Origin of the sequence: Marinobacter sp. CP1, assembly GCF_001266795.1 — a bacterium.
Lineage (GTDB): Bacteria > Pseudomonadota > Gammaproteobacteria > Pseudomonadales > Oleiphilaceae > Marinobacter > Marinobacter flavimaris.
The window spans coordinates 2,037,579-2,050,255 of sequence record NZ_CP011929.1; the positions used below are offsets into that span (position 1 = coordinate 2,037,579).

Below are 12,677 nucleotides of genomic sequence, written 5' to 3' on the forward strand. Positions count from 1 at the left end.
CACTTGCAATGGAGGCGAAGCCGCAATGAAAAGGTCGTCCGGCGGCCATTGGCCGAGCACTACAGCGACTGGTTAAAACTAGAGGCGCTGGGGACATTCACCAAACTGCTTCAAAAGTTGAGCAACCTTTTCTTTATCCTCAGATTCCCACAATACCGAAGCCCCTTTATCCATAGAGCTGAAGGACGAGGAAAGATATTCCTGATACTCACAAGTAAGGACTCTATCGGCTGGTGGCTCGACGGTAGTAACTCCCTGATAGTCCACTTTTTCTGATCCACGCACCCAGCCAGTTGGGGTTAGATGCCATTCTGTCCATTCCTTGCTCGCTGACATAAATAGCTCCTATTTAACAGCTTATTAGTTTGAATTCGCGCTAACCCCAGTCGGCTTTTTTCAGTCTAGACCTGAATCACAGTGCGAACTTCCATTCCATTTCAAAGGGATAGTAGCTGCCTTTCCGCGATTCTGCGAACCCCGGCGGCGTCAAAAGTTTGCATGCGACTTGTTTGATCAGGTTTCTGCAAGTTTAATTCAGGAAGTCTAAAAGAATGCTAATCCAAAACTATGGCCTACAAGGGGGGGGAGGCCATCCCGTTCCCACGGACGGTTTAAAACGGCGGTGGACTTGCCCAAAAACGTATGGAAAGTCCCAGCCCCAAACGGAGGCCATTCTATTTAGGCTGATCGCTCAACCTGAATGTCTGCTTTTCTGTTCGAAAGTTCAGTCGGGGCACAGTAAAGAAGGTCAGCTTCAAAATAGAGCGAATATTCGCTTCTGTTTAGGTTCCAGCTGGAATGCGGGATGGTCGCAAAGCGAACGTTTGGGCGGCGCGCAAAAACATATCTACTTGTATTCCGACCTTAAATCAACAACCCAAAAATTCCACGCTGTGCGACGGACATTAACTTCGTTCATTCTTACGCCGACGTCGTGACGCCACGAAAACGATCACGTTCATAAGTAAAAAAGCCGTCAGGCAAACCACGCCTGTTCCAATTAGCGCAAACTCGACGCTCACGAATATTACCCCGCATACTCAGCTTCCTGTTCGTTCAGACTATCCCTGTTGCATAATATCTGTCGATAATAAGTTCAAGACAGTAAACAGGATTGCCGCTCAAACTGCCAAAGAGGCACTGGGAAAGATGCAAAGATTCACAAAGAGAGCCACCGTCTATATGCATGGAAAATTGGCGGGCCACCTTGAGCGCGCGGGGCGAAAGGTTTATTTCCAATACGATGCCGATTATCTGGAAAATGGAAGGCCGCTCAGTCTCAGCCTTCCCCTTCGAGCGGAGCGCTTTGAGTCCGATGGCTTGCCGGCTTATTTCAGTGGTCTTTGCTCAGAGGGCTGGCTTAGACGCATTCAGTCATTTGAGCAAAAGATCGACCCTAACGATCGTTTCACGCTGCTGATCAATAATGGATTAGATCTTGCCGGCGCAGTGACTATTCACCCGACGGAATAGATTTTCGACTCATGCCGCACTCAAGTACGGCGGGCGGTAAAGACTGAATGATCGAATGGGCGTTCGAGTCAGTTCCGAGGGCTAATCAGCTCCCGCAAGACCTATTGAATGAGTTTATGAGTCTGCAAGCGAGCCTAGTCCCTACAACACCAACCCAGCCAGACTTGCTTGATCACGCTCTTTGCTTCCCTGAGGCTCTGGGGACTCGCCATATGATCAACTAACAAACGTTTAGACCGAAGAACTAACGTCGGCTTCTGGCAATGTCGATTCCAATCATTATGCAGATCGACACGAGCAAAAAGCCACTTGCGGCAAGCATGAACTCAGTTGTCACTTTCCGCCCCCCTTAAAAAAGATCTTTAAAGCGGTCCAATGACCTCAACCTAGTATGCCACTCTCAGTCGCTCGTGCCACAGAACATTGACTTATAAGTTCGAAGGGAGACTTCTCCACAAAGGAGTCAGTTGGTGAGTTTTGTGGAACCTTTAGGGCTAGATCGAGCTGAACCTGGCGAATGAAAAAAAATCAGAGTAGTCAGTTCTGTGGAACCTTTGAGCGGAGATCTTCCAGCCGGAGAGCCAAGGCTGTCATGTGGTCAGTTTTGTGACTCAATAGGGGCGCCAAAAAGCGTCTAGTAGGCAGTTTTGTGGAACCTTTAAGGCTTAGACCTCTTTATCGCTTGCACTGCCAAGGAGTCACGGTAGTCAGTTCTGTAGTGGTTCAATGATTCCGGACACCAACGTAGGTGGTAATATCGCCACCATAAACGAGGTGTCTGATGACCAGAAAGCGACGTTCTTTTTCTCCTGAGTTCAAACAGGAAGCAGCCAGCTTGGTGCTGGATCAAGGTTACACGATTCCCCAGGCGAGCGTGTCTCTGGGAATTGGTGAAAGTGCTATCCGGCGCTGGGTTAACCAATTGACCGAGGAGCGTGACGGTGTCACCCCGAAGGGCAAGGCGTTAACCCCGGAGCAGCGCCGTATTCAGGAGCTGGAAGCCCGCTGCAAGCGCCTTGAACAGGAGAAAGACATACTAAAAAAGGCTACCGCTCTCTTGATGTCGGACGACATGAATCGTACGCGCTGATAGACCAGTTGAGTGAGCGAATACCTGTTGAAATGGTCTGCAATGCGTTTGATATCAGTCGTTCTAGTTACTACGAATACCGCCAACGGCGGAACCGTGTGGATGTTGAGCGTCTGGCCCTGAAGGCCCAGGTAAACCGGCTGTTCACGAAGAGCCGCAGCTCTGCCGGCAGCCGGACAATAAAGGGCTTACTCAGCGAAGAAGGCATTGTCGTCGGGCGCTTCAAGGTTCGACGTCTGATGAGCGAGTTGGGGCTGATCTGTAAGCAGCCAGGCCCTCACGCTTACAAGCAGGCCACGGTCGAACGACCGGATATCCCGAACCACCTGGCCCGCGAGTTCACGGTAGACCGGCCCAATCAGGCTTGGTGTGGTGACATCACCTACGTCTGGAGCGGCCAGCGGTGGAGTTATCTGGCTGTCGTGCTGGATCTGTATGCTCGCCGCGTTGTTGGTTGGGCGTTGTCATCCAGTCCGGATGCAGATCTGGTCGTCAAAGCTCTGGACCACGCCTGGGAACTGCGCGGTCACCCAGAGAAAGTTATGTTCCATTCGGACCAGGGAAGCCAGTATGCAAGCCGTAAGTTCCGTCAGAGACTATGGCGCTATCGAATGACACAAAGCATGAGCCGACGTGGCAACTGCTGGGACAACGCACCGATGGAGAGGCTGTTCAGGAGCCTGAAATCTGAGTGGATACCGGCCTTGGGATATCGGAACCTGCCTGAGGCCAAAAAAGATGTTGGTGGCTATCTGATGGACTACTACAACCGGCAACGACCTCACACGTTCAACGGTGGTATTTCTCCCGTTGCCGCTGAGGAAAACCTTAAAATACTGTCCGGGATTAGTTGACCACTACAGTTCTTTGGAACCTTTAGATGCAAAATCGCCTTGGAAGTTTGACCCTGACCAAGTATTAAATCCACCCAGAATGGAAAAATCCAGCTCCGAAGACTGACCTCGTTTCAGTACCACTCATTGTCAGAAAATCCGGGGAAGGCGGGCTCGGATTAAGTGCGCGATGAATGTTTGCCTTTGTCCAGCCTGGTCGCAAAGCGAACATTCGGATTCGGGAATAACGCCCGGCTCACACGCTGGAGTCCCCCGATCCACATGACACTCACCAGCCTCTTCTAGGAGCTGTCCGCTGTGGCGAGGTAAAACTCATGCTTGTACGAAGGCGTCTTGTTTAGATTAACCCCTCAGATCATCAAAAATTAATTGCTTTGACATTTACTCTTACGAATCTTCGCGGCCCTGACTAGGTAATCGATATAGCATTGCGTAAAGCGCTGGAACAAATATCAAAGTGGCGACAGTGCCAAGCGAGACCCCACCAATCAGAACGTATGCGAGAGGCCCCCAAAAGCTATCCACCGTAAGTGGAATAAAAGCCAATACCGCTGCCAGTGCAGTCAGAATGACTGGCCGAGACCTTTGAACCCCCGCCTCAACGACAGCGTTCCGAATCTGCATGCCAGAGCTGACATTGTCAGAGACCTGTTGGGTCAGAATGAGCGTATTGCGCATTAGAATGCCCGCAAGACCTATAATCCCAAGCGTTGCGACGAATCCAAATGGTTGGCTAAACATCAACATCGCAGCTACAGCGCCAATTAAACCTAACGGTGCGGTGAGTAATACAACGAGTGTTCCTCTGAAAGAGCGCATCTGTAGCATCACGAATATCAGCATCAAGACAATCATTAGAGGTTGCAGAACTTGAATGGATTTCTCGCCTTTTGCAGATTGCTCAACGGCACCGCCAATTTGAAGAGAATAACCTGCAGGAAGCCGCTCGCGGAGATCCGACAAATTCGCCCAAACGTCGGCCGTGACATCTTTCGCTTGTGCTCCACGGACATCGGCGTTGGCGGAAATGAACAACTCTCTGTTAAAACGCTTTATGACAGGTTCCTCATAGACGACATCGACTTCGCCGATCTGGTTAAAAGGAATTCGACGCCCATCTTTGCTCACAATCTCCAGATCCTGAATTTGCTCAGCATCCTCAGCTTGAGCTCTACCTACTGCTGGGACCAAACGGATACCGTCTCGCAACGTTGTTAATGTCAATCCAGATAGTTGGAACTGAAGCTGATAAGAAACGTCTTCTGGCGTCAATCCGAACAGTCGGAGTTTGTCGGTGTCGAAGACCAGGTTCAGTGTGGGAGTCCGCTCATCCCAGTCAAGATGAGTGTTTTCTGTGTTGGGGTGGTCGGAAATAACGTCTCGAACTTTTCTCGCAAGTTTGCGCAACTCATTTGCTTCGGGACCCAGGACTCGGATACTGACTGGCCAATCAACGGGCGGGCCGTAGAGCAGTGTTTCAACTCTTATCCTCGCTTCAGGAAAGAGACCAGCGGCAACGCTGCTCCGAAGCATGGTAATTAAACTGTCTCGCGCCTTCACATCCTCAGCAACCATAACTAACTTCGCAAATGCGCTGCTTGGTTGTTCGGGATTGGCTGAAATGAAGAACCTAGGGGCGCCCGCGCCAACGAAAGTGGACATCGATCTGATGCCACTTGCATCTTCCATGAGATCTTCAACCTTTTCGGCTGTTTTGTTTGTTACCTCGATAGAGGTCCCCTGAGGGTGATAAATGCTAACGAGCACCTCAGGACGATCAGATCTTGGAAAAAACTGTTTTTCAACGGGACCTATCAACCCAATAACTGAGACAATGAGCAGGAGAAAAGTCGTGAGTACCACCGATTTTCGGTGAGCCAGAGAACCAGTTATGACCTTTCTGAGAAGGCGATAGGGGCGGGAAGAGTAAGTATCAGATTGGTTATTGTGAGTCTTTGGGATGCTATCTGGCAGAAACTTCACGCCGAGATAGGGCGTGAAAGAAACCGCAACCAGCCAAGAGAGTAGAAGTGCTATTGCTAGCACCCAAAAAATGTTACCCGCATACTCTCCGACACTTGACTGAGCAAATCCTATAGGAACAAAGCCAGCAACTGTAACCAGAGTACCGTAAAGCATTGGAGCTGCCGTCACGTTCCAAGCATGAGCAGCGGCTCGTACCTTATCCCAACCTTCTTCCAATTTCACGATCATCATCTCTATAGCAATGATCGCGTCATCGACCAGAAGCCCCAGGGCAATGATGAGGGCACCAAGAGTGATTCTGTCGAGGTTGATACCCAGCGCCAGCATGACAACAGAGGAGAGTCCAAGAGTTATCGGAATAGCGATCCCTACAACAACTCCCGCTCGAAGCCCGACGGCAAACATAGTTACTGCCATCACGACAAGAACGGCAATAAGAAACTTGATCTGGAAAAGATTAACAGCATCCGAAATTGCTTCTTCTTGGTTCGTCAGCACGTCGAGCTCCATGCCAAGAGGCAAGTTAGCCCTTTCTCTTTCCCAGAATTCCCTTAAACGTTTACCGAATTCCAACCCATTCTCGCCACCTTGCATAACCACCCCGATAAGCAGCGCATCCTCCCCAAGAGAGCGAACGAGGTAGCTGGGGGGATCTTCATATCCTCTGGAGACGTTGGCGATGTCATCAAGTTGAACGAGTTGATTTCCAATTCTGATTGGTACTTCTCGCATTGCCTGGAGATTTGAGAGGTCACTATTCAATCGGAGATATACTTTGGGTCCATCCGTAACAATGTGGCCGGAGGGCAAAAGCCGGTTAAAGCCATTAATCGCCTCGACTACGTCAGGCAGGGATAATCCAAGCCCTTGCAGCTTACTCATGTCAAAGTCAACGAAAACTCTCTCCAGACGCTCACCAAGGATTTCCGCCTTTTTGACTCCAGAGACGCGCTGCACCCGATCTCTGATCTCTTCAACGTCTCTGACGAGCTCTCTTAACGGCATCCCTGAGGCAGTCAGAGCTACGAGAGTGAAATAAACATCGCCAAAGTCCTCGTTTACGATGGGGCCGATTACGCCTTCCGGTAGTGAGCCAGCTTCATCCTGCATTCGGCGCCTTACCTGATAGAAGCGGTCAGGAACGTTCTCGCCCTTGGTAAAGTCTTGAAACTCGATTTGAAGGTCGGCTCGACCTTGCCGGACTGTCGTTTCGATTCTATATAGGTCTTTAACTTCCTGTATCCGCTTTTCTAAGCGGTCTACAACACTATCCTGGAGTTCTTCAGCTGTTGCTCCCGGCCATAGAACCGAAACCACCATAACCCGAACAGTGAAGTCAGGATCTTCGGCGCGTCCAAGGGAATTGAAGGCATATAGGCCCGCCACAAGAGATATAATGATCAGGAATAAGGTAACCGAACGCTCTCGAACGGCTATTTTGGAGAGGTTAGGGAAAGACATCAGATTTCCCTCTCGCTGACGGGGCGGACCGCCATTCCAGGCTTGAGAAGATGTGTCCCCAGAGAAATAACCTCCAGGCCGTCTCTTAGCTCAGGACTAGAGACCCAAGCATACTCCGTTTCTATTTTGTGGATAGAAATGCTGATTTGCAGCGTTTCTCCATTGTCGACGGTCCAAATTAGGGGAGTTTCGCCTCTCTCATCAATGGATGAAATTTTGGTTTTATAGAGAGGTATGTCGGGCTGACTGTCACGAAATTGCGTTTTGACCAGTTGACCATACCTGAGGCCCGGGTGCTTTTGGTCGATCGCATATCGTGTTTTCCAAGTACGACTAAGAGGATCCGCAGCTCCCGAAACTTCTCTTCGCTTCAACGCAATCGCAACACCGTCGACGATAAGCTCACCAGACTCTGGCGGGTATAGGTCAGAGGGAAAATCAACTTCAACTTCAGGCTGTGCATCCGTGGCAAATTTCGCAACAGTTTGACCAGCGCTTACAACTTCTCCCGGCTCCCCGAAGGCATCCAGAATGAAGCCGTCGCTGTCAGACTTGAGCACACCGTAGTCCAGGGCATTCAGAGCTTGGCTCAGCTCGGCCTCGGCAGCATCGCGCTGGTTCTCTGCCTCTTTTAGAGCCAGAAATGTCCGTTGATATTCCCGACGACTTTTATAGCCTTGTTCAATCAGCTGACTGTCTTGTGAAAATTCGTTTTCAGCAAGCTCTAAGGTTGCTTCTGCTGCCTTCAACCTTGCCCGGGAAGTAACCACAGATTGACGAAGGTCTCGAAGGTCAAGCGCGAAAAGAACATCACCTTTCCTGATTGACTGACCTGCATCGACCAATCGCCGATCGATTTTGCCGCCAACCTGAAATGCTAGCTCCACTTCGTGACGGGCTTTTACTGTTCCCGTCAAACTGAAGAATGAATCAGAGGCCTCCACTAACGTGGTGGTTTGTACCCAACGATGTGCGCTCGATTCCCCTTCCGCTGGGCCTCCTGAATTCTGGCTGCAGCCGGAAAAGAGACTCACGATTGCGAGGCTGAAAAAAACCTTTTTCATCGACACTTCCTCGGTAACATGTTGTTTTTATGCTATTTTTATCGATGGGACGAAGTCCAAAGCAACACAGCGGTTGTTGAGAACACAGGGAGGCTGCGCTAACACTAAAACTTTCTCTCATATTGACAGTATGCTGTCAATCTGATGCAAATCTTCTATCTTTACGAAATCAAATTGAATTGGACTTGAACTCATGGACAAACATTCCGAGCTCAGCGAAGCCGCCACAGACCTCATTCTTGAAGTATTTCGGTTTAACGGAGCTCTACTGAATTCCGGCGACAACTTAGTAGGCGACTTGGGATTAACCAGTGCTCGCTGGCAGGTACTTGGGGCGATAGTGTTGGAAGAGCGTGACCTGACGGTTGCCCAAATCGCCCGCAGGATGGGGTTGGCTCGACAATCAGTACGAAGAGTCGTGAATGATTTAGTCGATTCTGACCTTTTAAAGTATTCGGAAAACCCCCATCACAAGAGAGCGAAGTTGGTTGGCCTGACACATAAAGGTGCTGAGACATACCGACTCGCCGACCAGCGTCAAATACGGTGGGCCAAAGCTTTAACGGACGGTATTACGATTAAGGACCTGAAGACATCGCTTTCAATAATTCGGTGTCTTGAGGAGAGATGCACAGAAGAAGTTGGACAAAATGATCAGGAGTGGAATCTATGAAGAACCTCCACGGTGCTGCTCCTCCAGGACTGTAGTGGTTCAATGATTCCGGACACCAACGTAGGTGGTAAGATCGCCATCATAAACGAGGTGTCTGATGACCAGAAAGCGACGTTCTTTTTCTCCTGAGTTCAAACAGGAAGCAGCCAGCATGGTGCTGGATCTATACGCTCGCCGGGTTGTTGGCTGGGCCATGTCGTCCAGTCCGGATGCGGACCTGGTTGTAAAAGCTCTGGATCACGCCTGGGAACAGTGTGGTCGTCCAGAGAAAGTCATGTTCCACTCGGATCAGGGAAGTCAGTACGCCAGTCGAAAGTTCCGTCAGAGGCTCTGGCGCTATCGAATGACACAAAGCATGAGCCGGCGTGGCAACTGCTGGGACAATGCACCGATGGAAAGGCTATTCCGGAGCCTGAAATCGGAATGGATACCGGCCCTGGGTTACCGAAATCTGCCTGAGGCTCAAAAGGATATTGGGAGCTACTTGATGGACTACTACAACCGGCAACGACCTCATGCATTCAACGGCGGCATTTCACCCGTTGCGGCCGAGGAAAACCTTAAAATACTGTCCGGGATTAGTTGACCACTACACCTTTATTTAGCCTTGATTTTCCGAACGTGATGGCACGAGTTTCGGAAATGAGGCGTTCAGGGATGGGACCATGGCCTCATGCTGTAAAGTTTGCTCTGAAAGGATGGGCGCTTAAATACACGATCCGGTCGGTTGATTGCCTAAAACTCCAGCTCCGCCGCTTGCCGGGTCGGAGCTGTGGTTGTCACCTGGAACTGACCGAGAACGCCTCCACCAGGAAATCAATCATCGCGCGGACCTTGGCCGGGAGGCGTCGATCGGGCGGAAACAGTACGTGCAGGCCGCCAAGCTGCACCACCGGAACATCCAGTACCAGTTCCACGAGGGTTCCATCGCGCAGCGCGTCGGCAACAATAAAGTCGGGCTGGTAGATCACGCCCTGACCGCCCACGGCGGCTGCCAGCAGTGCATCGCCGTTATTCGCCGTGAGCGGACCCTGTATCGGGACTTTTACCTCACCGTTGCGGCCAAACGACCAGGTTCCATCGCCCTGCTGGGAAGACAACGAATAGCTGAGGCACTGGTGACTACTCAGTTCAGAGACTTTGCGAGGGGTACCACAGCGCTCCAGATAGTCTGGCGCGGCACATACCCGCATCGGGTAGTCTCCCAAATGCCTCACTTTCAGATCACTGTCGGCCAGGTGCCCGATGCGAATCGCGAGATCCCATCCCTCCGCAATCAGATCCTGCTGCGCATCACTCAAACCGAGTTCTATGTGAACGAGCGGATAGCGGCGACTGAATGCCGGCAACAGGGGGGCGATGTAGTGAGTGCCAAAAGACAGGGGCACGTTCATCCGTAGCAGGCCAACGGCCTGATTACCCTGGGCCGCCAGCTGCGACTCGGACTCTTCAAGATCCAGGAGGATTCTCTGGCAGGTGGTGAGGTAGTCCAGCCCCGCATTGGTCAGCGTCAGGCGACGGGTCGTGCGATGACACAGGCGCACGCCCAGCCGTTGCTCAAGTGCGTCCAGATGTTTGGTGGCCATCGCCGGCGAGATCCCCAGATCACGGCCGGCTGCAGAGAGACTACCCAGCGTTGCGGCCTGAACAAACACTCGCATGCCGGTAAAACGGTCCAACATTATTTTTAACTCTCAGTTAAAACTGATCCTAAATTTAACAGGTTCTCTTTCTAAAGGTGAATAGTTATCGTTGCTCGGCAACGCTGTTTCCACAGACTGCGGTCAGGAGAGGTAGTTCCGATGCACCATAAAGCAACACAGCCAGTACTCTTTATTCCTCACGGAGCGGGGCCCTGCTTTTTTATGGACTGGAACCCGCCGACCACCTGGAATGGCATGGCTGAGTTTCTGGCCAACGTAAGCACCTCATTGCCGGAACCACCCAGGGCCATTCTCATGGTATCCGCCCACTGGCTTGCCCCCGAGTTCACAGTGACGTCGGGCCAACAGCCGGATCTGATTTACGACTACTACGGTTTTCCCGAACACACATACCGGCTCAGTTATCCCGCAGAGGGCATGCCTTCGTTGGCCAGTGAGGTTGTCTCAAGGCTCAAAGCTGCCGGCATTGAAGCCCATGAAGACGCCCACCGCGGGTTTGACCACGGTATGTTTATTCCACTGAAGCTGATGTTTCCGGAGGCCGACATCCCGGTGGTCCAACTGTCGCTGAAGGCCGATATGGACCCGGTTTCTCACCTTGAAGCGGGCGAGGCCCTGACCGGTCTTCGCGAGGAAGGCGTGTTGATCATCGGCAGCGGCATGAGCTTCCACAACATGCGAGGTTACGGCGATGCCCGCTACACCCAACCATCGGAAACGTTCAACGAGTGGCTGGTCAATGCCGTCCACGACACACCCGCTGAACGGAAACGGGCGTTGGGCAACTGGACCACGGCACCCCACGCCCGGGATTGCCATCCAACACGCGCAGAAGAACACCTGATACCAATGATGGTAGCGGCAGGTGCCGCAGGCGCGGATCAGGGGCGCACTGTCTACACCGAAAACGTTCTGAAAACCCGGCTTTCGGGATTCCGCTTCGGATGACGATGGCGTGAAAGCAAATTCAAAAAACCTTCAGGAGATTCCAGATGCAGATTGATCTCAGCGGCAAAACCGCACTGGTAACGGGTTCAACCGCCGGTATCGGGCTGGCCATTGCCAGTGGTCTGGCAAACGCCGGCGCACAGGTCACGATCACAGGCCGTCGTCAGGACAAACTGGACAACGCCCTAGCGAGTATCGAACAGACCTCCGGACGCACCGATATCCGGGGGATCGTGGCCGACCCCGGCACGGCCGAAGGTTGCCAGGCCCTGACTGAGGCCTGTCCGGACGTCGATATTCTCGTCAACAATCTGGGTATCTACGGCGCACAGCCGTTCTTCGACATTGCGGACGACGACTGGGACCACATACTTGAGGTCAATGTCATGAGTGCTGTCCGGCTCGCCAGGCACTACGCCCGAGGCATGGCGGACCGGGGTTGGGGCAGGATCCAGTTTATTTCCAGCGAGTCAGCCCTGAACATCCCGTCTGAAATGGTTCACTACGGCGTCAGCAAGGCCGCCCTGCAGGGGCTTTCCCGCGGCCTGGCGAAGGTACTCGCGGGCACAGGCGTCACAGTAAACACGATCCTGCCGGGCCCTACTCGCACCGAGGGCGCCGTAGCCATGCTTCAGGAGATGGCTTCCGAACGGGGCGTATCGATGGCAGAGATGGAAACGCTCTTCCTTGAAGAAAACCGGCCCTCAACGCTGATCAAGCGGTTCGCCGATCCGGTGGAGGTAGCCAGCCTGTGTATTTACGCGGCCTCACCCCAGGCGAGCGCTACCACCGGTTCAGCCCTGCGAGTGGAAGGCGGCATTGTTGAAAGCATCGCCTGAAACAGGGCGCTGCATCGATTACCAAAAACCTAAACCAGAGGACATCTCTTAACCATGAAAGACTCCAGGGAAAGTTACGGAACGCTCAGCAAAAGCCTGCACTGGCTGATGGCCGTGTTGATCGGCTGGCAGTTTCTAAAGTTTGGCGACCGGATTGCCGACGGCGAGCACTGGGTTGGCGAAACCCTTGTGCCCTGGCATGTGTCGATCGGAACACTATTGCTCGCATTAATCGTGCTACGCATGGTTTGGACTTTCAGTCAGCGCGGCCAACGGCCCCAACATGAGGATCCGCAGGGACGCCTGGTGAAAATCGGTCATGGTTTGCTCTATGCGGCTATGCTGTTGCTGCCCGTCACCGGAATTCTGATTCTGCTGGGCGGCGGTTATGGTCTGAACGCCTTTGGCATGCAGCTGATTGCAAAGGGTGACAAGATTGCCTGGGCATCGACCATTGGCGGCATCCATTCCACCCTCGCCTGGGCTCTGGCGGTTCTGGTGATTGGTCATATCGGTATGGCCCTGTACCACCAGCATGTGAAAGGCGACGGCACCCTGAGCCGGATGGTCTGAACTGAGCCAAACGTGCCCGCACACCGGGCCCGCTGCTGTCCGGCGCTATGCG

General features: G+C 52.4%; 10 protein-coding genes and 1 pseudogene. 7 read left to right on the plus strand and 4 right to left on the minus strand.

Annotated elements, in window-relative coordinates; genetic code table 11:
- Positions 1 to 78 precede the first annotated feature (78 nt).
- Positions 79 to 336 (minus strand): hypothetical protein, encoded by a 258-nt coding sequence (locus tag ACP86_RS22620; RefSeq protein ID WP_075267627.1) that lies wholly within the window; start codon positions 334 to 336, stop codon positions 79 to 81.
- An 846-nt stretch (positions 337 to 1,182) separates the two neighbouring features.
- On the opposite strand from ACP86_RS22620, the gene ACP86_RS09430 reads away from it, so the two are divergent.
- Both ACP86_RS09430 and ACP86_RS09440 read left to right on the plus strand, forming a co-directional pair.
- A complete protein-coding gene (locus ACP86_RS09430; RefSeq protein ID WP_158499461.1) occupies positions 1,183 to 1,473 on the plus strand; it encodes a HipA N-terminal domain-containing protein in 291 nt (96 codons plus the stop codon).
- A 781-nt stretch (positions 1,474 to 2,254) separates the two neighbouring features.
- Positions 2,255 to 3,417 (plus strand): IS3 family transposase gene (locus ACP86_RS09440; protein ID WP_085986438.1). Its coding sequence is split into 2 segments (ribosomal slippage): positions 2,255 to 2,510 and positions 2,510 to 3,417, totalling 1,164 coding nucleotides; the frame shifts between segments, so codons are not numbered across the junction.
- Between the two features lie 387 nt (positions 3,418 to 3,804).
- Here ACP86_RS09440 and ACP86_RS09445 read toward each other — a convergent pair.
- Both ACP86_RS09445 and ACP86_RS09450 read right to left on the minus strand, forming a co-directional pair.
- A complete protein-coding gene (locus ACP86_RS09445) occupies positions 3,805 to 6,864 on the minus strand; it encodes an efflux RND transporter permease subunit (RefSeq protein ID WP_053113447.1) in 3,060 nt (1,019 codons plus the stop codon).
- The gene (locus tag ACP86_RS09450; RefSeq protein WP_053113448.1) at positions 6,864 to 7,928 is read right to left on the minus strand and encodes an efflux RND transporter periplasmic adaptor subunit; all 1,065 of its coding nucleotides are present in this window, start codon (positions 7,926 to 7,928) and stop codon (positions 6,864 to 6,866) included. Before ACP86_RS09450 ends, ACP86_RS09445 begins: the two co-directional genes overlap by 1 nt.
- A gap of 193 nt (positions 7,929 to 8,121) precedes the next feature.
- On the opposite strand from ACP86_RS09450, the gene ACP86_RS09455 reads away from it, so the two are divergent.
- Entirely contained in the window at positions 8,122 to 8,601 is a 480-nt protein-coding gene (locus ACP86_RS09455; protein WP_053113449.1) for a MarR family winged helix-turn-helix transcriptional regulator, read from the plus strand.
- Positions 8,602 to 8,749: 148 nt separating this feature from the next.
- Positions 8,750 to 9,187, plus strand: a pseudogene (locus ACP86_RS09460) (IS3 family transposase); the annotation flags it as partial.
- Between the two features lie 193 nt (positions 9,188 to 9,380).
- Here the strand turns inward: ACP86_RS09460 and ACP86_RS09465 are convergent.
- Positions 9,381 to 10,283 (minus strand): LysR family transcriptional regulator, encoded by a 903-nt coding sequence (locus tag ACP86_RS09465; RefSeq protein WP_053113451.1) that lies wholly within the window; start codon positions 10,281 to 10,283, stop codon positions 9,381 to 9,383.
- Positions 10,284 to 10,403: 120 nt separating this feature from the next.
- Between ACP86_RS09465 and ACP86_RS09470 the strand changes: the two genes are divergently transcribed.
- The 3 genes from ACP86_RS09470 to ACP86_RS09480 are packed head-to-tail and all read left to right on the plus strand — an operon-like array spanning position 10,404 to position 12,625.
- A complete protein-coding gene (locus tag ACP86_RS09470) occupies positions 10,404 to 11,213 on the plus strand; it encodes a DODA-type extradiol aromatic ring-opening family dioxygenase (protein ID WP_053113452.1) in 810 nt (269 codons plus the stop codon).
- 44 nt (positions 11,214 to 11,257) lie between these two features.
- Entirely contained in the window at positions 11,258 to 12,052 is a 795-nt protein-coding gene (locus ACP86_RS09475) for an SDR family NAD(P)-dependent oxidoreductase (protein ID WP_053113453.1), read from the plus strand.
- Between the two features lie 54 nt (positions 12,053 to 12,106).
- The gene (locus ACP86_RS09480) at positions 12,107 to 12,625 is read left to right on the plus strand and encodes a cytochrome b (RefSeq protein ID WP_053113454.1); all 519 of its coding nucleotides are present in this window, start codon (positions 12,107 to 12,109) and stop codon (positions 12,623 to 12,625) included.
- The last annotated feature ends 52 nt before the right edge of the window (positions 12,626 to 12,677 follow it).

Excerpts from the sequence above, each read along its gene's own strand:
- ACP86_RS09470 (WP_053113452.1), top strand. The coding sequence starts at position 10,404 with ATGCACCATAAAGCAACACAGCCAGTACTCTTTATTCCTCACGGAGCG.
- ACP86_RS09480 (WP_053113454.1), top strand. The coding sequence starts at position 12,107 with ATGAAAGACTCCAGGGAAAGTTACGGAACGCTCAGCAAAAGCCTGCAC.
- ACP86_RS09430 (WP_158499461.1), top strand. The coding sequence starts at position 1,183 with ATGCATGGAAAATTGGCGGGCCACCTTGAGCGCGCGGGGCGAAAGGTT.
- ACP86_RS09450 (WP_053113448.1), bottom strand. The coding sequence starts at position 7,928 with ATGAAAAAGGTTTTTTTCAGCCTCGCAATCGTGAGTCTCTTTTCCGGC.
- ACP86_RS09475 (WP_053113453.1), top strand. The coding sequence starts at position 11,258 with ATGCAGATTGATCTCAGCGGCAAAACCGCACTGGTAACGGGTTCAACC.
- ACP86_RS22620 (WP_075267627.1), bottom strand. The coding sequence starts at position 336 with ATGTCAGCGAGCAAGGAATGGACAGAATGGCATCTAACCCCAACTGGC.
- ACP86_RS09465 (WP_053113451.1), bottom strand. The coding sequence starts at position 10,283 with ATGTTGGACCGTTTTACCGGCATGCGAGTGTTTGTTCAGGCCGCAACG.
- ACP86_RS09445 (WP_053113447.1), bottom strand. The coding sequence starts at position 6,864 with ATGTCTTTCCCTAACCTCTCCAAAATAGCCGTTCGAGAGCGTTCGGTT.
- ACP86_RS09455 (WP_053113449.1), top strand. The coding sequence starts at position 8,122 with ATGGACAAACATTCCGAGCTCAGCGAAGCCGCCACAGACCTCATTCTT.